The sequence below is a fragment of the Halococcus salifodinae DSM 8989 genome, assembly GCF_000336935.1.
Taxonomy (GTDB): Archaea; Halobacteriota; Halobacteria; order Halobacteriales; family Halococcaceae; genus Halococcus; species Halococcus salifodinae.
The window spans coordinates 1-25416 of record NZ_AOME01000075.1 but is presented as its reverse complement, the minus strand read 5'-3'; the positions used below and the strand labels follow the sequence as shown (position 1 = coordinate 25416).

Genomic DNA, 25416 nt, shown 5'->3' with positions numbered 1-25416 from the left:
CGAGGGTTACCGGAGCGCGTCGGCCCGGAACTCGAACGCCGCCACGGGCAGTTCGAGGCCGTGCTCAACCAGAATTTTAGGATGGAGTTCGCCGACGACACCAGCATGCTCGCCGTCGAGAACGATGCTCGCGGCGCGACCGTCGATGAACGACGGATGGTCGGTCGCGGGCGTCGCGAGTTCGGCGTCGAACGCGCGCGCGAGCGCGTTCACCCTCCCCTTCGCGTCCTCGTAGGAGGCGTCGGTCCGTGCGAGCACGCCAGCGACGTGGCGTTCCTCCGCGACGTTCGTGTTCTCCGCGCTGTCGACGTGGGCGGCGAGACCGACCTCAGCGAGGTCCTGAGGATAGCGTCGGTGGGTGTTGTTCTCCAGGACCATCACGAGCGAGGGGAGCGTCCACGTCCGGACCATCCCGTACTCCTGGCTGTACGGCTCCGCGATAGTGGTGGGTTCGGCCGCGCCGAACGCATCGTCACCCGGGGAGAGCTCCATCCGATCGAAGTTCTCGGCCTCACCGATGAGGTGGAAATCGAGCAGATCCTCGAACCCGAGCCCCACGAGGGTGTCCCGGATGGCACGCTCGCGCCGCGAACGCTCGTGACGACCGCCGACGGTGCTCACGTCGGGGTACTGCGGCTCCAAATTGTTGAACCCGTACGCGCGACCGATGTCGTCGATCACGTCGACCGGGTGGAGCACGTCGACGCGGTACGGCGGGATCGACACGTCGTAGACCCGGCTCTCGTCGCCTTCCCCGCCCTCGTCTCCGCCGTCCGAAGCCTCGGCGTCGAGTCCCGAGCGTTCGATGAGGTCCACGACCTCGCTCTCGTCGAGCGAGAGGCCGAGGGAGCGTTCGATCCGCTCGTGGGAGACGGTTTTCTCGGTGAGGGCGAAGTCGGGCCGATCGAGCGTCCGGTCGGGGTACTCGACGTTCACGCGCTCGACCGTCGCGCCGCGGGCGTCGAGCGCGTAGCAGATGATCGCGCACATCCGGTCGATGGTCCACTGGTCGGTCCCCGTGAGTTCGACGAACAGCTCCCGGCTCTCGGAGTTCACCTCGGTCCGGCGGCCGTTGATGACTGGCGGGAACGAGAACAGCCCGAGATCGTCGTAGATCGCGGGGTAGCGCTCGTACTCGGCGATCAGGTCGGCGTAGGTCTCGCCGGTCGGATGGTCGGTGAGGACGTCGGCGGGCGTGAGTTCGGCGTGACTGTCGAGCGGGACGAAGCTGTCCTCTTCGGGGTCGATCCCGCGATACGTGATCGAGTTGTCCGCGCCCTCGGCGAGGGATTGGCCCTTCAGCATGGTGAGGTCGTGGATGCCGATGGCCCCTTTCGCGCGCCCGCGGCCCATCGTGGCGTGGAGCTTCTCTTGAAGCTGGATCAGCGAGTCGAGGCCCGCCTGGTCGAGATCGAGGCCCCGAACGACCGCACCGGTGACGTACGGCCGCTCGTCGGGCGTCGAGGGATCGACCTCGATCGTCCAGTCGGCGTCGTTGGTCCGAGGGACGTACACTCCCCTGTCGTCGCCGTACTGGTAGCGCAGCGAGCGCGCGATCCCCTCCACGGAGAGTCGATCGAGCCGATCGGCCTCGAACTCCAGCTGCATGAGTCCCTCCTCGGTCTCGCCCTCGTATTCGAGGCCGAGCTCGAACAGGTCCTCACGGAGCTCCTCGTCGCTTTTCTCGTCGTGGCCGGTAAACCGCCGGAGCTCGTCGGGATCGACGTCGACGACGGCCATCAGTACACCACCTCCGCGTTCCGGAGGAAGTCGAGGTCCACCAGCGTGCCGTGCACGTCCCGAATATCCTCGAACCCGTGGGTGAGCATCAGGAGGCGTTCGAGCGCGAGCCCCCACGCCATCACGTCGCAGTCGACCCCGAGCGGTTCGAGCATCTCGGGCCGGAACAGACCCGAATTGCCGATTTCGACGATCTCGCCCGTCACGGGGTGCTCACCGAACAGTTCGAAGCTCGGCTCGGTGTAGGGGTTGTACGTCGGCTTGAACTCCAGATCGGTGATCCCGAACTGCTCGTAGAACTCGGTGAACGTGCCCATCAGGTCACGCACCGAGAGGTTTTCCGCCATCACCAGGCCCTCGATCTGGAAGAACTCGAGCAGGTGTGTCGCGTCGAGAGTGTCGTTGCGGTACACCTTCTCCACGCTGAAGAAGCGCTGTGGCGGCTCCAGCTCGCCGACTTCGAACCCCGAGAGATATCGTGATGACAACGACGTAGTGTGACCACGGAGCGCGAGTTCGCGTGCGAACTCGGCCTCCCACGGCGAGTGATACCCGTCACTGTCAGGACCGACGCCGTCGCGGTGGGCTGCACGGACGCGCTCGACGAGGTCCTCGGGCAGGTCGTCGATTTCGGTCGGTTGGTCCATCTCGAAGCGCCCCCAGTGCGTTCTGGCGGGATGGTCCTGGGGCATGAACAGGCAGTCGTTGATCCAGAAGTCGGCGTCGACATGCGGGCCGTCCATCTCCTCGAATCCCATCCCGACGAGCACGTCCTTGACGCGCTCGGCGGTCCGTCGGAGGACGTGGGTCCGGCCGCCGTGGGCCTCCTCGGCGTCAGCCTCGACGTTGTACTCGGCGAACTCGACGTCCTCCCACTCGCCGGTGGTGAGGAGTTCTGGCGTGACCTGGCCCACCGTATCGGCGGTCTCGACGCCTTCCATCAGCGCGGTGATCCCGTCGTCGGTGAGACGGACTTCCCGATGGGTGGTCTCGTGACGCTCGACCAGGTTTCGACTCGCGAGCCGATCGAGCACCGACTCGTCCGCGATCGACTCGCCACCGGCGAGCGCGGCGAGCGCGCGTCGTTCGGGATCGGCGTCGGGATCGGCGTCCGCGTCGGCGGTGACCGTCCCGCTCTCAATCGTTCCGTAGCCCTTCCGGGCGTAGTTCGAGAGTGCGATGTCGACCTGCGGGCCGGCGAGGTCTGCCGCCTCGATCACGCTGCCGAGATCGGTCTCGCCGTCGGCCTCCCGCGCGGCCTCGAACAGGGCGATTTCGGGGAGGCCGGTGTCGAGATACTCGTGCCCTTCGTCGGTGAGCGTCACCGAGGTCTCGACGCGTTCGGTGACGCCCACGAGGCCCTCCTCTTCGAGGGCGAACGCCGCGCCAGCGACGGTCGGAGGGTCGAGGTCCGTTTCCTCGGCGAGGCGGTCGATCGGCTGTGCGTCGTTCGCGCTCGCGGCTTCGAGCACCGCGAGCTGGGCTTCGGGGAGTTTCATGTTATGGGGTATACCGAGGGTCGTTCAACTAACGGTTCCGATGCCGATCGAGCGGTTTCACCCGCACCGCCACGGGTTCCACCGCCCGTTAGTTCGCGAAGAAAAAGCGAACGCCGAACGCCACAGTCGCGATCGGTGGTCGGTCTCCGGAGCGTCCGACACGAGGTTCGGCTGCCATGTCACCGAGTGGCGCGCTCGCCGGCAAAAACCTTCCGGGTCGGGAGGTGGGGTCGGTCGCGACTGATCTCGATCGGCCCCGACCGTGCCCAGCTGTGCCCGCAGAAGAGCTAACAGGGACGGGCACGACGCGACGAGTGACGAATGTCCCCGAAACGCATCTCCGAGGCGCAGGCGGCCGAGGCGGAGATCGAGAACCAGGCCGCGGTCGTGACGTCCACGACGCCGATGGACCGCGAGCGAAACGGCGAGATCGAGGCGGCGCTCGACGCCGACCGCGAGATGCTGGTCGAGAGCCTCGGCGGCGAGCCGCCAGGCGACGTGACCGACGCCGAGGCGTGGGACGACGCCATCGAGCGGTTCGCAGACACGGGCAAGGACCATCTCGCCGAAACGATGGCGTCGAAGGTCGAGGCGCTCCGCGAGCGGGCCGAGCGGTCGTCCCCGTCGTTGCTCCGGCTCCGCTTCCGGCCCGAGGAGCCGTTCGAGTTCGTACCGGGCCAGTATGCGAGAATCAGCTACGAGGAGGAGGCCCCGCGAGTCTATTCGATCGCGAGCTCGCCGAATCGGGACGAGATCGAACTCTGTATTCGACGGGTGCCTGACGGCGAGCTCACGCCCGATCTCTGCGATCGCACCGTCGAGGGCGACGAGCTGTTTCTTCGAGGCCCCTACGGCGACGAGTTCCTGCTGCAGGACCCCACAGAGCGCGATCTCGTGTTCGTCGCCACCGGCACCGGCGCAGCACCATTCAAAAGCATGATCGACTACGTCTTCGAGGAAGGGCTCGACGAGTACGAGGGCGAGGAACGTGACGTCTGGCTGTTCCTCGGCGCGTCGTGGGTCGACGACCTGCCCTACCGCGAGGCGTTTCTCGATCTCGCCGCCGAGCACGACAACTTTCACCCAGTCATGACGTGCAGCCGGGAGTCGTACATGGGCAACTGGGACGGCGAGACCGAATACGTCCAGCACACCCTCCTGAAGTATCTCGATCCCGACTGCGTCGACACCGACACACTGCCGCCCGACACCACGGAGTTCGTCGGCAGCGAGCCTGCCGAAGACATCGACGCACGGATCGACCCCGAAAACGCCGAGGTGTACGTCTGTGGCATCGGCGCGATGTGCAACAGCGTCAGGGAAGTGATCGAACCACTCGGCGTTCCGGACCTCTACTACGAGGAGGAGAGCTACGGATGAGACGGCATCAAGAAAAGCGCCTCCGCTGATGGACGGTGGCGCGCGGAGAGCGCTGTGGTGTGGAAGCGCTCTCCCGTGCGAGGGATGACCGAACGAGCGGAGCGAGTGAGGGAGTCGGCTGGGGAGGGTGTGGTCTGCGGTTCTCGTTTGTGTCGTGACTCGATCTCGACGAATCGACCGTAATCACCGGACTCCGTAACGAGGTCACACGGAAATCGATTCGATCGACGGTGAAGAGCGTCGATCCCGTTTTCTGACGGCCGTTACGCCCGCTCGGTATCGAGGTCGATATCGAGATCGTCGAGGATCTCTTCGGCCTCCGCTCGTTTCTCCTGATGATCGGCGAGAAAGTCACGCATTAGTTCGGCGGCCTGTTCCTTGCACCCGCCACACAGCCGTTCGCCACCGACGCACTCCTCGTAGACCTCTGTGGCGAGCTCGTCGTCGTCCGCCGCGAGGAGATAGGCATAGAGCTCGTACACAGGACACTCGTCGGCCTCGCCGCCGAGCTCGCGCTGGAGTTCCGCCGTCTCGCGCCCGCCGGTGGTCGCGGATTTCACCTTGTCGTACCCCGTCTCGGGGTCGTCGAGCAGGCTGATGTGACTCGCCGGGATCGACGAGGACATCTTGCCGCCCGTAAGGCCAGTCATGAACCGATGGTAGATCGACGACGGCGCGCGGAAGCCGTAGCCGCCGTGGTCGAGTTCGATGTCGCGGGCGAGGTCGTCGGCCGCGTCGAGCCCGAGATCGAAACTGTCGATATGCTCGTCGTAGACGCGTTTCTCGCCATCGATCGCCTCGATGAGCGCCGAAAACGCCTCGTCGGTCGCGTTGCGATCGAGGAATCGGGTTCGGGGCCTGAGCGGCTCCTTGCCGGCGGCCCGGAGTTTCTCGATGGCGTCCGTTCGGGTGCCGTCATCTGGACCGGCGTCGTCAGTGCTGGCCTCGGCCCGGTCCGCGAGCCAGTCGGCAGCCTCAACGCACCGCACCGGATCGACATCCTCGGGAGCCCCAGTTTCGACGTTCGACGAGAGTTCCTCGTGGGCCGCGGCGATGAGATGGCGTTCCTCGGGATCGGCCTCGAAGCTCGCGTACGCCGCCGTCACCCCAAAGAAGCGCATCCGCGCCGCGAGGTCGCGCGCGAGGCGGACGTGGGGGTCCTGGTCCGGCCCGACAGGGATCACGGTGGGTTTGGGCTCGTCGAGTTGGGGGTAGAGGATGTCCGCCATCTGGGTCACGACCGACTGCATGTGCGAGACGTCGGTCTCGCCGCCGAACCCGTAGATGCTTTCGAGTTCGGAGAGGTTCGTCTCGACGCCGAGCTCGAAGGCGAGATCCTGAAGCGGACGGTTGTCGGATTGGCGGTAGAGCTCTCCCTCCTCGGGATCGAACCCGAGTGCGATGAGCGAGAGGAGGTAATCGCGGGCGTGGTCGTCGATCTCGTCCCAGTCGAGCCCGCGCGCACTGTGGGCTTCGAGATCGGCGATCAGGCCATACGAATCCGCGCCGCGCTCTTGATGCCAGACCAGTTCGTCGAAGACGAGCTTGTGGCCGATGTGGGGGTCGCCGGTCGGCATGAACCCCGAGAGCGCGGCGGCGGGTTCGTTCGCTTCGAGCGCCGCCAGCACGCGGTCGTAATCGCGGTGGCCGAAGATGACCCCGCGACGCATCAGATAGTGTGGGTCCGGCACGTTCGGGAGCACGTCGTCGAACTCCTCGATTCCGAACTCCTCGAACAGGTTTCGATAATCGGCAACCGTCGAGGAACCCCACGGGTCGAGCGTCGTCTCGTCGGCTCCGGTGGCGGTCCCACCATCCGAACAGAGTGTCGATGTGTCCGACACACTCCGACGAGGCTCACGGTCGTCGCTTCGGGAGCGCTCGCCCTCGTCGGGAACCGAGCGCTCGGACGAGGCGTCGTCCCCGTCGCGGTGATCGTCGGCCATTTCGTCTCGGGGTCGGGCAGGTTCGCGCAAAAAGGGTTCGTTCCCCGCAACCGCCCACACCGCGGGGAAAGAACTAAACCCACGGCGTTTGAAGTAGTAAGTGAAGAGTAAAATCTCGGCTTTCGACAGTTTTTTATCGGAGCAGTCAGTACGCCGAGAAGCCACCGGAGAGCCACGGTGGCGTCGGTTTAGCGGTGTCGCATCGAGCGGCGAGTAGCAACTGCTACACCATGACAGGACACACATCCGACACGGTGGACGGAGAGCGAGGCGACAGGTTGACGGTAACGAACCCGGCAGCGGTGGCCGAACGAAGTGGGGTGGCGTCCGAGCGGCGGACGTACGAACGCGACGACGTAGAGCACTGTGAAACCGACGCCGCGGGGCGGGTCGTCGTCGGGGTCACGGACACTGATGGACGGTTGCTCCTCGTCGTCAACCCCGAAGACGAGTTCGCGGTCCTGCCGAACGAGACGGTCGAGCCGGAGGGCGACTGGGCGACAGTCGGTCGATGGCTGATCGAGGAGATGACGGGCGCTGACACGACGCTCGACGACGTGCGAGCGGTCTGCGAGGTGGAACACGTCGTCGGCGGCGAGAGACAGTCACGAACCCATCACGCCGTCCTCGAAGGCTCCATCGCCGACGATACGGTGACAGACGGGTTCGACGAAGCGGATTGTGAGTTCCAGTGGGTCGAGGCAGTACCGGAGTGGCTCGAAGCGGACGGGACCGGCCGTCGCGCCGATGTCGAACGGTTCGTCGGGGCGGACGAATGAGCGGCGAAGCCGCCGAAGCGAGTTTCGACTGGGACGCATACTGGACCGACGCCGACGAGGAGAAACGTGAGGAGGCGAGCCCGAGCGCCCACCACGCGGCCGAGGTACTGCCCGAATTCGTCGAGCGGTTCGACGCGCCGCCAGGCGTCGCCGACGTGGGCTGTGGAGCCGGTGTCACGACGTTCGCGGTGGCCGATCGCCTCGCGGAGCCGGTGGTCGGCTACGACACGGCCGCGCCGGTCGTCGAACGGAACCGCGACCGCGCCGCACGAGAGGGGGTCGAGAACGTCCGGTTCGAACAGACGACGCTCCCGGAATTCACTCCCGACCGTGAGTTCGGTGTCGTGTTTGCGTACTTCACGCTCCAGTACGTGCGGGATGTGGAGCAAGCACTGGAGAACCTCTATGCGGCGGTCGCACCGGGCGGCGCGCTCGTGTGCAACTACATGAACCGCGCCGCCCGCGAGTTCTGTCTCGTCGCCGCCGACGACCCGCACGACAACGCCGACCACCCGTTCGTGTTCGATCCCGACCAGTACACCGAGCGATTCGGCGCGCTGCTCGACGGCGACAGCGTGCTCTCCCGCGAACGGATCTACGAGACGCTCGGGACGTGGCCACGAAGCGCGTTCACAGTCGCCGACCGACCCGACGTGCGGTGGGCGTGGCACCACGCTCCGCTAGTGTACGTTCCGAAACTCTGACCCATCAGGGCGTGAGCCGCTCGACGGCGAGCCAGTCGATCTCGCCGGTTGGGGTCGTCAGTGCGAACGTCATGCGTTTGTGAACCCCGCCGGCGAGCCGAACGTCGAGCGAGAGCTCACGCGGCGCGAACGCGTGGTCCGCGGGCAGCGCCCGGACGAGTCGCTCGGAGTGGCCGAGGGAATCGACGCTCTCGACGTCGGCGTAGGTCCGGAAATCAGCCCCGAACTTGAAGCCAGTCTTCGGGACGAGGCCTGCCTCGCGGAGCGCCGTGTACACCGCGAGCCGGCGGTCGAAACGCTCGCCCTCGACCCGCCGGCCGCGTTCGACGACCGCGGCGAGGTCGACCCCGAGGTCGATCGTGCCCTCGCCGAGGAGGAAGGCGGTCTCGACCAGGGAGAGCTGGAGCGGACCGCCCTCGGCCCCGCGGCCGGCGAGGCGCTGACCGTAAAAGGCCGCCTCGTACAGTTCGTCGGGTGGGTTCCAGAGGATCGCGCGATCGGCGAGGAGATCGCCCGCAACGTTCGTCGGCAGGTCGTCCGTCGTCGATCCGTCGATGGCGGGACGGGTGGTGTCGAGGTAGGTGATCTCGCTCTCCTCGTCGACGACCGCGAGGACGCACCGCCCGAGACTCGACGTCCGGATCGATTCGCGCTCGCCGACGATCCGGACCCGGTAGGCAATCTCGTCGTCCCACGGCCCCTTGCCCTGCGGATAGACGACGAGATCGGCGCGCGGGCCGTCCGTACTGCGGTCGTGGTCGGCGGCGGTGGAGTCGTCGTGCGCGAGGTCGTCGGCGTCGATCCAGCCTTCACGCACAGGAGAGAGGTAGAACCCGCGCTCGCGGAAGTCCTTGTAGACCAGGAATCGGACGACGAGGCGGTCTTCGACGCTGAGGAATTTCCGAAATCCCATCCCGTCGACCGCGTCGAGATCGCCGCGAAAGAGCAGGTGGGCGGCCTCGACCGGTGCGAGCGCGACTCCCTCGCCTGTGGGCCGACCGTATCCACTAGAATCGTAGTACCGCTGGCGAGCGTCGCCACCGACACGAACGACATCGCCGTCGAGCCGTCCCTCCATACCCTGTATCGGATCGTTGGTCGACATAGGGGCTGTGGTCCGCCGGTCCGGGCGCGTCAGTAGGGCCAGACCGAACTCAGGCGGCGTGCTCGCAGGTCGCGTCGAGACACCGGTTCCCGCTGGGTGTCGCGAATTCGGGCAGTCCACAGTCACACTCGCCGTCGACCACGCCGGTCGGGAAGGAAAAGGCGGTCTCACAGTCGGGGTAGTTGTCGCAGCCTGCGAGGAGGTGGCCCTCGCGGATCACCCGGAGATCGCCGCCACAGTCGGAACAGTCCCACGCACGGTCGAACGTGGCTTTCACTGCGTCGTCAAGTGACTCGCACTCGCGGTCGATACAGAGCGTGAACGCGCGCCCGCGCTCGGCGCGCATCGTCGGGAGGCCACACGCCTCGCAGGGGGCGTCGAGCACGTCCGCACCCGCCGGCAGGCCGTACTGTGCCTCGCAGTCGAGACACGTCACCGCGCCGTCCGCGCGGACGAGCGCGCCGTTGCAGTCAGGACACCTCCCGGCCGGCGCGCCGGCGGCGGAGACTGGGTAGCGCGCGAGTCCGTATCGATCGTTGGTGACGACCCGGAGACGCGAATCGCCGTCGATGGCAGTGAGCGAAAAGTCGTCGGTACTCGTCCCGTCGTAGGCGAGCGTCTCGGGGCGGGTGAGCCACGCAACAGGTCGAAAGCCGTCGCGGTCGTGGACCAACACCGTGTCGTCGGGTTTGATCACCACCACGACATCGCCGCGCTGCTCGCGGGCTCGGTCGCCCTCGGTAGTGATCGTGCAGTCGCCGGCGAACACCCGGATGCCGTCGGACATGGCCCGGGGTGGCCCCGGCTTCGGTCGTAAACCTTCGCCGGTGGGATCGAACGGGAAGCGCTTTGCCGGGGCTGCGAGTAGCGCGCTCATGGACGCAGTACTGTTCGATATGGACGGGGTGATCGTCGATTCCGAGCGCTACTGGGCCGACATCGAGGAGGAGCGGATCTTCCCAGCGGCGGGCGTCCCCGACCTCCAGGCCAGCGAGATCACCGGGATGAACTACCGCGAGGTCTACGACTACCTCGACGACGAGTACGGCGTGACCGTCGGTCGCGAGGAGTTCCTCGGGATCTACGAGGAGGCCGCCCACGAGGTGTACACCGAGCGCGCCGTGCTCATGGACGGCTTTCGCGACCTCTGTGGCACACTCCGGGATCGCGGGGCGCGCCTCGCGATCGTCTCCTCCTCGCCGCCCGAATGGATCAATCTGGTGTGTGAGCGGTTCGATCTGCAGGAGTTCGACGCGACCGTTTCGGCAGAGGAGGTCGACGGGCCTGGCAAGCCCGAACCCCACGTCTACCGTCACGCAGCCGACGAGATCGGTGTCGATCCCACGAAGTGCGTCGCGGTCGAGGACTCGACACACGGCGTGGCGTCGGCCACGGCGGCCGAGATGACCTGCATCGGCTATCGCGGTGCGGACGCGAAGGAGCTCGACCTCGCGGCGGCGGATACGGTGGTCGACGGCCCCCAAGAGCTCAGAGCAACGCTGCTCGCGCAGTGAGTCCGGGGAGAGATATCGGTTTTTACAGCGAACCGACACAGTGGTTATTTTTGACGGCTGCTGTGGAAGTACAATGAATGAAAGACACGAGGGTACGAGATCGGCCCTCAGACATCTCGGCGTGCTCGTTGGGCTGGTGCTGTTCGTGCTGGTTGTTGGATTCCTTCTCACCGGAAGCCCCACTGCCGGCGTCGGTGCGATACTGGGCATGACCGCCATCTTCCTCACGATGTATGCTTTCTATACCGTCATCGACGACTGAGTGGTTCTGTTCGATCCGCCGACTGCGAATGCCGACACGAATGAGATACCGCCACCGCCCCGCAAACCGTACCACACCACGTTCCTCCCCAGCCGATTCACTTCACTCGCTCCGCTCGCTTCGTTCATCCCTCGCGCGCGAGCGCGCTTCCCCACCGCAGCGCGCTCTCCGCGCGCCACCGCAGACGACCGCACAGCAGCCACGTACGGCTCGATCACCCGCTATTCGGATCGGTTGGGCACCGCCGCTGTTGATGTGTGCGTGATCGAGAGAATCACACCACGAGCGGTCACGGCCGGCGCTGACGGATCAATCGACCCACACAGTTCTGGTTTCGGTGACCGGCTCAAGTGGGAGTTCGGGGAAGATCACCTCGACGGCGAAGGTGAGCGTATCGGGGTCGCCACCGAACACCGGAACGGGCACCGTCTCGTTGCCGAGATAGGCGTCGGTCGCGGTCATCTCGACGTCGTTCACCGTGACACGGATGCCGGCGCGCGCGCCACCAGCGTGGTTCGTGACCGTGACTTCGCGAGGGTCGTTCTCGCCGCGAGCGATCCGCTCGGGGAACTCATCCCACTCGATGTCGATACGGGGCAACTCGCGTGCGCTCTCGATGACGCGCTCGGCGACGCCCTCGCTCAGTCCGGCGTCGACGAGCCCCGCAGTGCCAGCGGCGACGAGGGCGGCGGGCGTCTCGATACCCTCGCCAGCGAGTTTGCTCGCCCGACCCGGCCCGACGCCGTCGATCGCGGTGAGTGCGGCGGCGTCCTCGCTCACGCCGTTCTCGACGCGCGCGGCCACCCGACTCGCGCGGTTCGCCTCGCGTGGCCCACCGAACCGATCGAGGAACGCCCGAAGCGCCGCGAGCAGCCGGAGCGCGTTCTGCCGGATGACCCACGCATCGCTCTGGAGTTCGGTGGGGGTCGAACCATGCGTGCTGGCGTCGAGGATCGCGAGCACCTTCCGGGTGCCCGAGTCGAGATCCTTTCCCCGAGAGCCGAGCACATCGTCGATGGCGTCGCGCTCGGCCTGGCGCGCGTTCACGCTGTCGAACTCCGCGCTGGCGGCGACGGTCGCGAGAATTTCGTCGGTGTCGGGATCGGTCCCCGTGAGATCCCCGAACCGGCTCGCGGTCGGGAGTCGAAGGTAGTACGCGGAGGCGAGCGTTCCGAGCGGGGTGGCCGACACTCGGAGGTCGTCGGTTGCGACGAATCCACGCTCTTGGAGTTCGGTAAGGGTCTCGCGGACCTGTTCGCGAAGCTCCTCGACCGCGTCGGGGTTCGAACTGCTCCGCGCACGAACGAACCCGAACGTGGTTTCGAGCCAGTCCATCACGTCGCCGACGTCGCCGATCGTGCCCATCGCGATTTCGGCGTTGAGATGGGTGTCGAGGTCCGCGGTGAGATGGGATTCGATCTCCTTCCCGTCGCGGAGCAGACGACGATACTTCTCGGCGTCGCTCCCGTCACAGACCACGTGGGCGTAGCCCGCGTCGTCGTAGCCGGGCCGGCCCGCGCGCCCGAGCATCTGGAGCACGTCGAGCGGACTCATATCGACCTCGCCCTCCAACGGGTCGTGATACTTCGTGTCCCGAATCACGACACACCGGGCGGGGAGGTTGACGCCCCATGCGAGCGTCGAGGTCGAGAAGAGGAGTTGGATCTTTCCCTGCCGGAACCACTCCTCGACGTGATCCTTGTCGGATTTCGAGAGGCCGGCGTGGTGGAAGGCAACGCCGTCGAGCGCCGAGTTCCGGAGCGTCTGGTTCTCCAAAACTTGGGTCTCGGTGTGGAAATCGTAGTCGCCGCGTGCGCCGATCGGGATGTCTCGCGAGGCAAGTTCGTCCCGGGCCTTCTCGGCCGCACGGACGGTATCCTGCCGGGAGGCGACGAAGACGAGGGCCTGGCCGTCGTCGCGGATGTGCTCCTCGGCGAGATCGAGCGCGCGGTACAGCCGGCGGTACTTGTCGGCGAAGGCGTTCTCGCCGTGGGTGTACGTTCGAACGTCGGCTTCGAGTTCGACGGGGCGATACTCCTCGTCGAAATCGAACGTCGACTCGGGGGGCGCGTCGAGCCAATCGGCGACCTCGTCGACGTTTGGCATCGTGGCCGAGAGCGCGACGATCCGGGGGTCGCAGAGGCGTCGGAGCCGCGAGATCGTGACTTCGAGCACGCTCCCCCGGCGCTCGGAGTCGAGCAGGTGGACCTCGTCGATCACACAGCACGCGACGTCGGTGATGAACCCGTATCTGGGGGAGTCGTGTTTCCGGGTGGCCGAGTCGACTTTCTCGGGAGTCATCACGAGGATGTCCGCGCGCTCCGCTCGGCGAGGGTTGAGATCGCGCTCGCCGGTGACGACGTACACCGAGTAGCCGAGGTCCTCGAAGCGCTCCCACTCGGACTCCTTCTCGTTGGTGAGCGCGCGCAGCGGCGCGATGAAGAGGGCTGTGCCACCCGCGTCGAGACACTTGCAGATGGCGAGTTCGGCGAGCGCGGTCTTCCCCGATGCCGTGGGCGCGCTCGCGACCACGTTCTCGTCGCCCTCCAGGATCGCCGGGAGCGCCTCGCGCTGCATCCGGTTGAACGACTCGAAGGCGAACGCGTCGGCGAACGCGGGGACGGCCTCGGCGACGTTCACGGCGATCGCCTCCGGAGGCGATCGTCGTGAGCTCGTTGCGGACGAAGTGAAGCAACGGCGTTCATCGGAAGCGAGTGCGACGAACACGTCGTGAGCGGAGCGAGACGGCGGTAATCACGTACCTCGACGATGTGAGTGGAGCGGTCAAAGGCGTTTCCTTACCCGTCGCTCAGGCGCTCGATCCGTCTCGGTGACGCAGCTGGGAACACCCACAGGTAGTCAGAAGAGCCGTTCAGGGCGAGAGGTGACTACCCGTCCGAATCCGAATCGGTATCGATACCGTCGGTGTCAGTATCCGCGTCCGTGCCGTCCGAGTCGGTGTCGGTATCCCTGCCATCCGAATCAGTGTCGGCGTCGCCGTCGGTGCCGTCCGCATCCGCGTCGGCGTCCTCGACGGCGCTGTTCCGTGTGTCCCGATCAGCGCGGGCCTCCGTTCGTTCGTCGCCAGCGAGGTCGTCGCCAGTGAGGAAGAGGTAGATCGGCGGCAGGAGGTACGCCGCGATCGCGACGAAAACGAACCCACGCTCGAAGTACGCGAGGAGGCCAAACACGGTGAGGGCGGCCGTCGCTGCCGCATGGATTCCCGTTCGGTGCTTGGTATACCGTCGATAGTAGTTCCACCCCCGTCGGAGTCGTCCCGTGGACGCTGCCGGCGCGCTCATGAGCGAACGTTCGCCGCCCGGCGTAATCAGTGATCGCCCGGCATTCAGTCCGCGGCGGTGGCGCGTTCGGTCGCGCGCTGGAGCATCCCGCTCGACGTCTCGTAGCGGTAGTAAAGCGCGAGCCCGATCGCAGCCGCGACGTTCGAGATCGTGACCGCCCAGAACACCGCGTCGATACCGACGCCCAACAGCACGCCAGCCCCGGCAGCGATCGGGAGCCGGACGGCCCAGAACTGGAGGATCGTCGCGACGAAGCTCGTCCGGGTGCGGCGCGCACCGTTGAAGCCCGCCTCGAAGATGTACGCCACCCCGATCGCGGGGTAGCCGTACGCGAGAATTCTGAGATACTCGACCGAGAACGAGAGCGCGCGGTCGGTGAGTTCCGGAGCGAACGCGGTGGCGATCGCGCCCGGCACGAACCATTGGATCACACCGATCACGCCGAGACCGACGGCCGCGATCGCTACCCCGAGGTAGGTCGCACGCCGCGCGCGGTCCGGCAGCTCGGCCCCGAGGTTCTGCCCGACGACGCTCTGGGTGGCCTGCTGGAGCCCTTGGGCCGGAACGAACGCGATCGACGCGATCCGCGCGCCGACGGTGTACGCCGCGAGTCCCGCCGCACCGCCGGCGGCGAACGCAACCACGACGATCACCACCCGAACGACCTGTCTGACCGCGCCCTGACCCGCGACCGGCGCGCCGACGTCCAAGAGTTCGCGGAGTTCGTCCGTGTCGAACGTCGCGGCCGCACGCGAGTAGATCCCGCCGTTGCGGCCGGCGAGCGCGAGGCCGAGCGCGAGCGCGAACCCTGCGGTGTAGCCCGCGATCGTGGCGAGCGCCGCGCCCTGGACCCCGAGGGCGGGTGCAGGCCCCCATCCGAAGATCAGGACGGGATCAAGCGCGAGGTTCACCGCCACGGTGGCAACCGAGATGAAAAGCGGTGCGCGCGAGTCGCCCCACCCGATGAATGCGCCCTCGACAGCGTCGCTCGCGGCGGCGAAAGGAAGCCCGAGCGCGAGCACCCCGAGATAGACGGTCGCGAGCCGTGTCACTTCGCCGCCAGCACCTCCCTGGGCGAGCGTGAGAAGTTCGGTCAGCGGGCGCGCGACGGCCCAGAGGACCGCACCGCCGCCGACCCCGAGTACGAGCGCGAGACCCAGCCCCGTAGCGGCGGTCCGCCGCGCCGCGGGAACGTCCTCACCGCCGATCCGCTGAGAGACGAGTACCTGGGTGCCCACGTACGGGGCGGTGATGATCAGTGAGAAGATCAACCCGACCACCGGGAGTGCAAGGCCCACGGCAGCGACCGCGGCTGAACTCAGCCGACCGAGCCAGAACAGATCGACCGCCTGCTGAACGACCAAAACGAGGTTCTGGACGAGAAGCGGGGCGGCGAGCACGACGAGCGCGCGCGGCAGCGAGCCCTCGGTGATCTCCTCGGGCGAGAGGTCGAACATAGTGTCGTGAGTAGGTGTGTACGGTACCGGTGATTAATTTTGCCCCGACCTCGACGCATCGAAGTCGTCGAAGATCGGCGCGCCTCGCGGCCATCGTCGCATCGATCTCGCGCGCATCGGCGAACCCCACGCTTTTGCCGGCGCGGTCCCGAGTGCAAGCAATGAGTCGCGCGCGCAAGCCCGACTGGCTCAGGACCCGACCGCCCTCGGGGGAGCGATTCACCGAGATCAAGCGCACGCTCCGCGAGCGCGACCTTCACACCGTCTGCGAGGAGGCCAACTGCCCCAACATGGGCGAGTGCTGGTCCGGAGGAGATGGGGCCGGCAGCGGTCCGGGCACCGCGACGTTCATGCTGATGGGCGAGCGATGCTCGCGCGGCTGTAACTTCTGTGACGTCGAGACTGGCGGAATGGAGCCGCTCGATCCCGACGAACCCGACAACGTCGCCGAAGCGGTGGCGGAGATCGGGCTCGACTACGTCGTTCTCACGTCGGTCGACCGCGACGACCTCGACGATCAGGGTGCGGCCCACTTCGCCCGGACCATCGAGGCGATCAAGCAGCGCGACCCCGAGATCCTCGTCGAGGTCCTGATCCCCGACTTCCAGGGCGATCCCGACTGTGTCCGGCAGATCATCGACGCGGAACCCGACGTGATCGCGCACAACATCGAGACCGTCGAGCGCCTCCAGTGGCCCATCCGGGACCGCCGGGCGAACTACGAACAGTCGCTCTCGGTGCTCGAACAGGTCGAACGCGAGTCCGACATCTACACCAAGACCTCGATCATGCTCGGCCTCGGCGAGTACGATCACGAGGTGTACCAGACGCTCACCGATCTCCGGGAGGCAGACGTCGACGTCGTGACGCTGGGTCAGTATCTCCAGCCCTCGCGGAGCCATCTGGAAGTCGGCTCGTACGTCCACCCCGACAAGTTCGAGACGTGGCGCGCGGTCGCCGAGGACGACCTCGATTTCCTCTACTGTGCCAGCGGCCCGATGGTGCGGTCGTCGTACAAGGCGGGCGAGCTGTTCGTCGAGAGCGTGGTTCGAGAAGGGCGGTCGGTCGAGGAGGCGCGGACGACGGCGCGCGCCGCCTCGCGGTCGGCGTAAGCATCCGAAGAGAACGCCCACGATCGGTCGCGCTCGGGGGTGGCGATACCCGATCGCGCTCGTTGCGATCGGGAACAACGATCGTCGTTTTTCCGGCCAAAAATCGGACGAACAGCAACTATCCGGACGTGACTGGCAAGATTGGCGGTCACGGAAAGTCATTTACAAAAGGGATATAACCCAGGCGTCCGAGTCGGTTGGTATGTCAGCGAGGTGGCTTTGCCCGTGAGTACGCTACAGCGCGACCCCGGCGAGCGCTTCGGGATCCTCGACGAGGACGGCGAGGTACGCGAGGGCGTGGAGCCGCCCGACCTCGACGAGGAGACCCTCGTGGGGATGTATCGCGAGATGCGCCTGGTTCGCCACTTCGACCAGCGCGCCGTCTCCCTCCAGCGACAGGGTCGAATGGGAACCTATCCCCCACTGTCGGGTCAGGAGGGCGCACAGGTCGGCAGCGCCCACGCGCTCGCCGAGGAGGACTGGCTGTTCCCGAGCTATCGCGAGCACGGCGCGTCGATGATCCGGGGGTTCTCCCTGGAGCGCACCCTGCTCTACTGGATGGGTCACGAGGTCGGCTACGGCGAAGACGACGCCAACATCTTCACGCCCGCGGTGCCGATCGCGACCCAGCTCCCCCACGCCACCGGTGCGGCGTGGGCCTCGAAACTCAAGGGCGAGAACAAGGCGTTCCTCTGTTACTTCGGCGACGGCGCGACGAGCGAGGGCGACTTCCACGAAGCCCTGAACTTCGCTGGGGTGTTCGACACCCCGAACATCTTCTTCTGTAACAACAACCAGTGGGCGATCTCGGTTCCCCGCGAACGCCAGTCCGCGAGCGCCACCCTGGCCCAGAAGGCCGACGCCTACGGGTTCGAGGGCATCCAGGTCGACGGGATGGACCCGCTCGCGGTGTATGAGGTCACGCGACGAGCGATCGAGAAGGCGAAGGACCCCGACGAGGACCAGCTTCGCCCGACGATGATCGAGGCGGTCCAGTACCGCTACGGTGCCCACACCACCGCCGACGATCCCTCGGTCTACCGCGACGACGAGGAAGTCGAGGAGTGGAAGGCGAAGGACCCGATTCCCCGGCTCGAAACCTACCTCGTGAACGAGGGGCATCTCGACGACGAACGGATCGACGAGATCGAGAGCGAGATCGAGGACGAAGTGGCCGATGCGATCGACGCCGCCGAGGCGTACGACCGGCCCGAGCCCGAGGAAATGTTCGCCCACGTCTACGCGGACATGCCGAAACGCCTCGAAGAGCAGCGACGCTACCTCGAACGGCTGCGCGACAGCCACGGCGACGACGAACTTCTCGAATAACGATAACTATGAGTGAAGCACAACAGGCGGACGTGGAGGGAGAGAGCCAAGATCTCACGCTCGTGCAGGCCGTCCGGGACGGGCTGTACGGCGAGATGGATCGGGACGACGACGTGCTCGTGATGGGCGAGGACGTCGGGAAAAATGGAGGGGTGTTCCGCGCGACCCAGGGGCTCTACGACGAGTTCGGCGGCGATCGGGTGATCGACACGCCGCTCGCCGAATCGGGGATCATCGGGACGGCGGTCGGGATGTCGGCGTACGGCCTCCGGCCGGTGCCCGAGATCCAGTTCCTCGGGTTCATCTACCCGGGATTCGACCAGATCGTGAGCCACGCCGCCCGGCTCCGGACCCGCTCTCGCGGTCGCTACACCTGTCCGATGGTGATCCGCGCGCCGTACGGCGGCGGGATCCGCGCGCCCGAACACCACTCCGAGTCGAAGGAGGCGTTCTTCGTGCACGAACCGGGCCTCAAGGTCGCGATCCCGTCGACGCCGTACGACGCCAAGGGGATGCTCGCGTCGGCGATCCGCGATCCCGACCCCGTGATGTTCCTCGAACCCAAGCTCATCTACCGCGCGTTCCGTGAGGAGGTTCCCGACGACTCATATACTGTTCCGCTCGGCGAGGCTGCGGTCCGCCGGGAGGGCTCTGACGTGTCGGTGTTCACGTGGGGCGCGATGACCCGACCGACCATCGAGGCCGCCGAGGACCTCGCCGAGGAGGGGATCGACGCGGAAGTGGTCGACCTTCGTACCCTTTCACCGCTCGACGAGGAGACCATCCTCGAATCGTTCAAGAAAACCGGGAGAGCGGCGGTGGTCCACGAGGCCCCCAAGACAGGGGGGCTCGCCGGCGAGATCACCTCGACGATCCAGGAGGAGGCGCTCATGTATCAGGAAGCCCCGATCAAGCGCGTCACGGGCTTCGATACGCCGTTCCCGCTGTACGCGCTGGAGGACTACTACCTCCCCGAGGCGGCACGGATCACCGACGGAATCCGGGAGGCTGCGGAGTTTTAGATGGTGCGCGAGTTCAAGCTGCCCGACGTCGGCGAGGGCGTCGCCGAGGGCGAGATCGTGTCGTGGCTGGTCGAGCCGGGCGACGCAGTGGAGGAGGACCAGCCGGTCGCGGAGGTCGAGACCGACAAGGCAGTAGTCGACGTCCCCTCGCCGGTGAACGGCAGCGTGAAGGAGATCCTTGCCGAGGAGGGCGAGATGGTGCCCGTCGGCAACGTCATCATCACGTTCGCCGTGGAGGGCGAAGACGAGGACGAAACGGACACGACGAGCCAAGAAGAGTCGACCGAGACCCGAACTGACACCGCGACCGAGACCGGTCCCGACGCCGGGACGGCGGACGAGGCGAGTGCAGAGACGGACCAGGACGGCGAAATGTCAACCGCCGATGGACGGGTCTTCGCCGCGCCGAGCGCACGCCGACTCGCGCGCGAACAGGGGGTCGACATCACGACCGTCGAGGGATCGGGTCCCGGCGGTCGGGTAAGCGATCACGACGTCCGCGCGGCCGCCGAGAGCGGCGCGAGCGGGGCGGGCGGAGCAGGCGGGGATGACGGAACGAGCGGAGATGAGGTCACGTCGGCCGTCTCGGACGTCTCCGGTGAAGCAGGCACAGCCGGCGAAAGCGGTGGAGCGGCCGCCAGCGGAGCGAGTGCTGCTCAGGCGTCCGCGCCGTCGGGGGCGAACCGCGACCGCACCCTCGCCGCACCCGCAACGCGACAACTCGCCGAGGAGGCGGGTGTCGACATCGACGACGTGCCGACCGACGAGGAGCGCGACGGCGAGGCGTTCGTCGCGCCCGAGGCGGTCGAGGCGTACGCCGAGGCCCAGCAGGAGGCCCAGGCGGCCGACACGGCCGCGGTCGCGGCGGGCGAGGCGGGAGCACAGGAAGAACGGATCCCGTATCGTGGGATGCGCCGGACCATCGGCCAGCAGATGGAGGCCTCGAAGTTCACCGCACCCCACGTCACCCACCACGACGAGGTCGACGTCACGGAACTGGTCGAGACTCGCGGGGAGCTGAAGGAGGTCGCGGCCGAGCGCGGCATCTCGCTGTCGTACATGCCATTTGTAATGAAGGCCTGCGTCGCCGCGCTCCGGGAGTTCCCGATGGTGAACGCGATGCTCGACGAGGAAAGCGAAGAGATCGTCCAGAAGAAGTACTACAACGTCGGCGTGGCGACCGCGACCGACGCGGGGCTGATGGTTCCCGTCGTGGACGACGCCGGCAACAAGACCCTGCTCGGGCTCGCCTCGGAGATGAACGAGCTGGTCGAGAAGGCCCGCGAGCGCTCGATCGCGCGCGAGGAGATGCAGGGCGGGACGTTCACCATCACCAACGTCGGCGCGATCGGCGGCGAGTACGCCACCCCGATCGTCAATCACCCCGAGGTCGCGATCCTCGCGCTCGGCGCGATCAAGGAGAAGCCGCGCGTCGTCGACGGCGAAGTCGTTCCCCGGCACGTGATGACGGTCTCGCTCTCGTTCGATCACCGGGTTCTCGACGGCGCGATCGCCGCGCAGTTCACGAACAAGGTCGAGGAGTACCTCGAACACCCGAACCGACTGCTGCTCGAATAGCGCCCGACGCTCGCTGTTTTTCCGCCGTTCACTCGTGTTCGGCTGCCCACAGCCCGGTGAGCGCCCATGCGCCCGCCACAAGCGCATCGAGCGCTGCGAGACGGCGATGTCGCGGCTCACGAACGCGACAGCGACCATCGAGAGCGCGTGAGCGACATCGGCGAGCGCTCGGCGAAACCCACCTGGTTTTTCACGCAGCGGCGAGTTTTGCCGTGCATGGTCGTTGGCGACGTGACAACCGGAACGGACGTACTGATCATCGGCGCGGGGCCTGGCGGCTACGTCGCCGCCATCCGCGCCGGCCAGCTGGACCTCGACGTTACGCTGGTCGAGAAAGAGGCCTACGGCGGGACCTGCCTGAACCACGGCTGCATCCCCTCGAAGGCGCTGATCTCGGCGACCGACGTCGCCCACGACGCGAGCGAGGCCGAGGCGATGGGCATCCACGCCGACCCTGCCGTGGACCTGAGCGCGATGGTGGGCTGGAAGGACGAGATCGTCGACCAGCTCACCGGCGGCGTCGAGAAGCTCTGCAAGGCCAACGGCGTGAATCTCGTCGAGGGGCGCGCGGAGTTCGCGGGCGAGAACACCGTGCGAGTCGCCCACAGCGGCGAGGGCCAGGGTTCGGAATCCATCGAGTTCGAGCACGCCATCGTCGCCACCGGCTCGCGCCCGATCGAGGTCCCGAACTTCGAGTTCGACGGCGAACACATCATCTCCTCGCGCGACGCGCTCGCGCTCGATGAGGTTCCCGAGAGCCTCGTGGTCGTCGGCGCAGGCTACATCGGAATGGAACTCTCTACTGTTTTCGCGAAGCTCGGCACCGACGTCACCATCGTGGAGATGCTCGACTCGGCGCTCCCGGCCTACGAGGACGACGTCGCGCGCGTCGTCAAGAGCCGGGCCGAGGAGTTCGGGATCGATTTCCACTTCGGCGAGGCCGCGAGCGAGTGGGAGGAATCGGGCGGCGGGATCACCGTCATGACCGAGAACGAGGACGGCGAGATCGCCGAATTCGGCGCGGAGAAGGCCCTCGTCGCGGTCGGGCGCGAACCCGTGACCGACACGCTGAATCTCGACGCGGTGGGCCTCGAACCGAGCGAGGGCGGGTTCCTCGACACCGACGACCGCGCGCGAACCGACGTCGAGCACGTCTTCGCGGTCGGCGACGTCGCCGGCGAGCCGATGCTCGCCCACAAAGGGATGAAAGAGGGTGAGGTCGCCACCGAAGTGATCGCGGGCGAACCCGCCGCACTCGACTACCAATCCGTGCCCGCCGCGGTGTTCACCGACCCCGAGATCGGGACCGTGGGGATGACCGAGAGCGAGGCCGAGGAGGCGGGGTTCTCGCCGGTCGTCGGCGAGATGCCGATGCAGGCGAGCGGGCGCGCGCTCACGCTCGGCGAAAGCGAGGGATTCGTTCGCGTGGTCGCCGACGACGACGCGGGGTTCATCCTCGGCGCGCAGATCGTCGCGCCCGAGGCCTCCGAGATGATCGCCGAATTTGGATTGGCGATCGAGATGGGGGCCACCCTCGAAGACGTCGCCGCGACCATCCACACCCATCCGACGCTCGGCGAGGCCGTGATGGAGGCCGTCGAGAACGCCCAGGGGAAGGCGATCCATACGCTGAATCGGTGAGAAATTCACGAGTTCACGTGAGTTCGTGAATTTCGATCCGAACGGGCGACGGGAAAGCGGGAATCGTGCTGCGGCGTCCGCCGGGTTTTTGTTCGGGTAGCCGTACTATGACGTATGAGCGGCTCATCCGACGACGAACTCGAAGAGCTCCGTCAGGAAAAGCTCGAACAGCTTCAAGAACAGCAGGGCGGGGAGGGCGGCGACCGCGAGGAGGCGATGAAGGCCCAGCAGGAACAGGCCGAGGCTCAGAAGAAGGCCCAGCTCCGCCAGCATCTCACCGACGGCGCGCGCAAGCGGCTCAACTCGGTCAAGATGAGCAAACCCGACTTCGGCGAGCAGGTCGAACAGCAGGTGATCGCGCTCGCGCGCAGCGGCCGGCTCGGCGACAAAATCGACGAGGATCAGATGCGCGAGCTCCTCCAGGAGCTCAAACCCGACCAGCAGAGCTTCGACATCAAGCGCCGATAGAAGCACGCCGAAACGAGCCATCGGAAGGACCGGAAGGCTTCAACCACGGCTCGCCACTCGCCGGCATACTGTCGGTCAGCTGTTTGTCGTTCTTGCCGTCGAAGCGTGGCGACCGCCGTTCGGTCTTTCGCAAGCGTCAATACACGAATACCGCTAACCGACAGTATGTACGACCGCACCAAGGGGTTTCGTGATTTCTATCCGGGCGAGATGAGCGCGCGGCGAGCGGTCATCGACACGCTCGAAGAGACCGCCGCGCGCTATGGGTTCCGCGAGGTCGGGACGCCGGCCCTCGAACGCACCGAGATGTACGTCGACAAAAGCGGCGCGGAGATCGAAGAGGAGCTCTACTCCTTCACCGACCAGGGCGGCCGCGACGTGGCGATGACGCCGGAACTCACACCAACGGTCGCGCGGATGGTGGTCGCCAAACAGCAGGAGCTCGCAAAGCCCGTGAAATGGTTCTCGACTCGGCCGTTCTGGCGGTACGAGCAGGTGCAGCAGGGCCGATTCCGGGAGTTCTACCAGACCAACGTCGATGTCTTCGGCTCGGCGGAGCCGACAGCCGACGCCGAGGTGCTCGCGTACGCCGCGGACGCGCTCACCGAACTCGGCCTCACGAGCGAGGACTTCGACTTCCGGGTGAGCCACCGTGACGTTCTCGGTGGGTTGCTCGAATCGTTCGAGGGCGAGATCGACACCCAGGCCGCGATCCGAGCGGTCGACAAGCGCGAAAAGCTCGAATCCCCCGAGTACTACCGTCTCCTCGCTGACGCGGGACTCTCGGACAGTCAGGCCGAGGAGTTCGACGGACTGCTCGACACCTCGGAGGACGATCTCGACGATCTCGTGTCGTTCGCCGGTTCGGCACAGGTCGAGAGCGCGGTCACGAACCTTCGGAACGTGCTCGATGCGGCCGATGACCTCGGCGCGCGCGAGTACTGCACGCTCTCGCTCGACACCGCCCGCGGGTTGGACTACTATACGGGAGTGGTGTTCGAGTGTTTCGACTCCACGGGTGAGGTGAGTCGATCAGTGTTCGGTGGCGGCCGGTACGACGATCTGATCGAAGGGTTCGGCGGCCAGTCGATGCCCGCGGTCGGCGTCGCACCGGGACTCGCGCCACTCTCGCTGCTCTGTCAGCGCGCGGGCGTCTGGCCCGAGGAGACGATCGCGACCGACTACTACGTCCTCCAGGTCGGCGACACCCGCCCGACGGCCGCCCGCGTGGTTCGCGATCTCCGCGAACAGGGCCACGTCGTCGAGACCGACGTCGCGGACCGGAGCTTCGGCGCGCAGCTGGAGTACGCCGATTCCATCAACGCCGAGACCGTGGTGATCGTGGGCGAACAGGACCTCGCGGAGGGCGAAGTCACGGTGAAGGACATGGAATCGGGCGAGCAGACCCAGGTCCCGGTCGAGGGGTTCCCCGGCGAGCGCGAGCGGCCGACGTACGACGACCTCGCCTGATGGGCAATGACGGTCGCGGGCTGCGCGCGTTCCGAGTGGCGTACGACGGCCAGCCGTACTATGGCTTCCAGCGCCAGCCCGACGTCCCGACCGTCGAGGATGCTGTTTTCAATGGGCTTCGCGAGTTGGACGTGCTCGACGCAGCCGCCGACAAACCACCGGCGTACGCCGCCGCGGGCCGAACCGATCGTGGGGTGTCGGCGGTCGCACAGACGGTGGCGTTCGAGTGCCCCGAGTGGCTCACCCCCGCGGCGCTGAACGGCGAACTCCCGGCGACGATCCGGGCGTGGGCGTCGGCCGAGGCTCCAGCGGAGTTTCACGCCACCCACGACGCCACGGCTCGGACCTACACCTACCACCTCCACGCGCCTGCTGCCGACGTCGACCGGGCGCGCGAGGCGCTGTCGGTGCTCGCCGGTGAGCACGATTTGCACAACCTCACACTCGACGACAGCGGGACCGTCCGGACGCTCGAGCCGGCGATCGAACCCGACGGCGAGTTTCTCGTGATCGAACTCCGTGCGGGCGGTTTCTCGCGCCAGCTCGTCCGGCGGATCGTCGCACTCGTCCGAGACGTGGCGACGGGCGCAGCCCCGCTCTCGAAAATCGGACGGGTGCTCTCGCCCACACCGCTTTCGGGCCCCGAGGGCGTTGGTCCCGCGCCCGCCGCACCGCTCGTGCTGACCGACGTTTCGTATCCCGGTCTCGATTTCCACGTCGATTCCGAGGCCGCGACGAGCGCGCGATCGGTTTTCGAACAGCGCCGGATCGCGGCCGTGACCGAGGGCCGGGTCGCGGGCTCAGTACGGGATGAAATCGGCGAGTGAGATCGCGAGAAGGTGTGCTGGTCGTGCCGTTCGCAGGATACGTCGCCTCTCGGACCGATACTCACCTGCTGTCCCGGGAGAGGCGTCGCAGTCGAGAACACCAGCCGTGGTTCGAGATCACGCACCGAGAATGTGTGAGATCGGCAAGGGTTTATTGTCGATCGGGCAATCAGTTCTCGTATGGGGCACTGTCTAGTTGAGAACCTCTTCGACGGGTGTTCGTCCATCGAGCGCTTGATTCGGTCGATCGTAGTTGTAGTGATGCTTGAACCGTCGCAGCC

Annotated in this window: 21 protein-coding genes and 1 pseudogene; 13 read left to right on the top strand and 9 right to left on the bottom strand. The window is 66.7% G+C overall.

Features of this window, described 5'->3' with window-relative positions; all coding sequences use genetic code 11:
* Positions 1-6 precede the first annotated feature (6 nt).
* The gene (pheT, locus tag C450_RS15220; protein ID WP_005044917.1) at positions 7-1740 is read right to left on the bottom strand and encodes a phenylalanine--tRNA ligase subunit beta; all 1734 of its coding nucleotides are present in this window, start codon (positions 1738-1740) and stop codon (positions 7-9) included.
* Complete coding sequence (pheS, locus tag C450_RS15215) at positions 1740-3239, bottom strand: phenylalanine--tRNA ligase subunit alpha (RefSeq protein WP_005044916.1); 1500 nt, start codon at positions 3237-3239, stop codon at positions 1740-1742. The genes pheT and pheS overlap by 1 nt, the downstream gene beginning before the upstream one ends.
* A 321-nt stretch (positions 3240-3560) precedes the next feature.
* Between pheS and C450_RS15210 the strand changes: the two genes are divergently transcribed.
* Positions 3561-4619, top strand: coding sequence for an FAD-binding oxidoreductase (locus C450_RS15210; RefSeq protein WP_005044914.1), 1059 nt, complete (start codon positions 3561-3563; stop codon positions 4617-4619).
* A gap of 263 nt (positions 4620-4882) precedes the next feature.
* On the opposite strand, the gene C450_RS15205 is transcribed toward C450_RS15210, so the two are convergent.
* Positions 4883-6565 (bottom strand): tryptophan--tRNA ligase, encoded by a 1683-nt coding sequence (locus C450_RS15205; RefSeq protein ID WP_005044912.1) that lies wholly within the window; start codon positions 6563-6565, stop codon positions 4883-4885.
* 278 nt (positions 6566-6843) lie between these two features.
* Between C450_RS15205 and C450_RS15200 the strand changes: the two genes are divergently transcribed.
* Both C450_RS15200 and C450_RS15195 read left to right on the top strand, forming a co-directional pair.
* Positions 6844-7344, top strand: coding sequence for a hypothetical protein (locus C450_RS15200; protein WP_241430412.1), 501 nt, complete (start codon positions 6844-6846; stop codon positions 7342-7344).
* Positions 7341-8048 (top strand): class I SAM-dependent methyltransferase, encoded by a 708-nt coding sequence (locus tag C450_RS15195; protein WP_005044906.1) that lies wholly within the window; start codon positions 7341-7343, stop codon positions 8046-8048. Before C450_RS15200 ends, C450_RS15195 begins: the two co-directional genes overlap by 4 nt.
* A 4-nt stretch (positions 8049-8052) precedes the next feature.
* Here the strand turns inward: C450_RS15195 and endA are convergent, their stop codons facing one another.
* A complete protein-coding gene (endA, locus tag C450_RS15190; RefSeq protein WP_005044904.1) occupies positions 8053-9126 on the bottom strand; it encodes a tRNA-intron lyase in 1074 nt (357 codons plus the stop codon).
* Between the two features lie 76 nt (positions 9127-9202).
* Positions 9203-9940: an endonuclease NucS domain-containing protein gene (locus C450_RS15185; RefSeq protein WP_005044902.1), complete on the bottom strand. Its 738-nt coding sequence runs from the start codon at positions 9938-9940 to the stop codon at positions 9203-9205.
* 88 nt (positions 9941-10028) lie between these two features.
* Here C450_RS15185 and C450_RS15180 point away from each other — a divergent pair, with 88 nt between their 5' ends.
* A complete protein-coding gene (locus C450_RS15180) occupies positions 10029-10667 on the top strand; it encodes an HAD family hydrolase (protein WP_005044901.1) in 639 nt (212 codons plus the stop codon).
* 73 nt (positions 10668-10740) lie between these two features.
* Entirely contained in the window at positions 10741-10929 is a 189-nt protein-coding gene (locus C450_RS15175) for a hypothetical protein (protein WP_005044900.1), read from the top strand.
* A 309-nt stretch (positions 10930-11238) separates the two neighbouring features.
* On the opposite strand, the gene C450_RS15170 is transcribed toward C450_RS15175, so the two are convergent.
* The 3 genes from C450_RS15170 to C450_RS15160 all read right to left on the bottom strand — a co-directional run bounded on the left by C450_RS15170 (position 11239) and on the right by C450_RS15160 (position 15688).
* On the bottom strand, positions 11239-13569 hold the full coding sequence (locus C450_RS15170) for a DEAD/DEAH box helicase (RefSeq protein WP_005044897.1): 2331 nt from the start codon (positions 13567-13569) through the stop codon (positions 11239-11241).
* 248 nt (positions 13570-13817) lie between these two features.
* On the bottom strand, positions 13818-14231 hold the full coding sequence (locus tag C450_RS15165; protein WP_005044895.1) for a hypothetical protein: 414 nt from the start codon (positions 14229-14231) through the stop codon (positions 13818-13820).
* A 44-nt stretch (positions 14232-14275) separates the two neighbouring features.
* Entirely contained in the window at positions 14276-15688 is a 1413-nt protein-coding gene (locus tag C450_RS15160; RefSeq protein ID WP_005044894.1) for an MATE family efflux transporter, read from the bottom strand.
* Between the two features lie 152 nt (positions 15689-15840).
* Between C450_RS15160 and lipA the strand changes: the two genes are divergently transcribed.
* From lipA to truA, 8 genes are all read left to right on the top strand, one after another.
* The gene (lipA, locus tag C450_RS15155) at positions 15841-16800 is read left to right on the top strand and encodes a lipoyl synthase (protein WP_273835911.1); all 960 of its coding nucleotides are present in this window, start codon (positions 15841-15843) and stop codon (positions 16798-16800) included.
* A gap of 225 nt (positions 16801-17025) precedes the next feature.
* On the top strand, positions 17026-18129 hold the full coding sequence (gene pdhA, locus C450_RS15150) for a pyruvate dehydrogenase (acetyl-transferring) E1 component subunit alpha (RefSeq protein WP_005044889.1): 1104 nt from the start codon (positions 17026-17028) through the stop codon (positions 18127-18129).
* 8 nt (positions 18130-18137) lie between these two features.
* The gene (locus tag C450_RS15145) at positions 18138-19151 is read left to right on the top strand and encodes an alpha-ketoacid dehydrogenase subunit beta (RefSeq protein WP_005044887.1); all 1014 of its coding nucleotides are present in this window, start codon (positions 18138-18140) and stop codon (positions 19149-19151) included.
* The gene (locus C450_RS15140) at positions 19152-20729 is read left to right on the top strand and encodes a dihydrolipoamide acetyltransferase family protein (RefSeq protein WP_005044885.1); all 1578 of its coding nucleotides are present in this window, start codon (positions 19152-19154) and stop codon (positions 20727-20729) included. It abuts the gene before it with no gap.
* Between the two features lie 216 nt (positions 20730-20945).
* On the top strand, positions 20946-22370 hold the full coding sequence (lpdA, locus tag C450_RS15135) for a dihydrolipoyl dehydrogenase (protein ID WP_005044881.1): 1425 nt from the start codon (positions 20946-20948) through the stop codon (positions 22368-22370).
* Between the two features lie 114 nt (positions 22371-22484).
* Positions 22485-22838: a DNA-binding protein gene (locus C450_RS15130; RefSeq protein ID WP_005044880.1), complete on the top strand. Its 354-nt coding sequence runs from the start codon at positions 22485-22487 to the stop codon at positions 22836-22838.
* Between the two features lie 165 nt (positions 22839-23003).
* Positions 23004-24308: a histidine--tRNA ligase gene (hisS, locus tag C450_RS15125; protein ID WP_005044879.1), complete on the top strand. Its 1305-nt coding sequence runs from the start codon at positions 23004-23006 to the stop codon at positions 24306-24308.
* Positions 24308-25135 carry a tRNA pseudouridine(38-40) synthase TruA gene (gene truA, locus C450_RS15120; protein WP_005044877.1) on the top strand — a complete coding sequence of 276 codons (828 nt, stop codon included), beginning with the start codon at positions 24308-24310 and terminating at the stop codon, positions 25133-25135. The genes hisS and truA overlap by 1 nt, the downstream gene beginning before the upstream one ends.
* Before the next feature lie 192 nt (positions 25136-25327).
* Here the strand turns inward: truA and C450_RS21730 are convergent.
* Positions 25328-25416: pseudogene (locus C450_RS21730) on the bottom strand (IS6 family transposase); the annotation flags it as partial.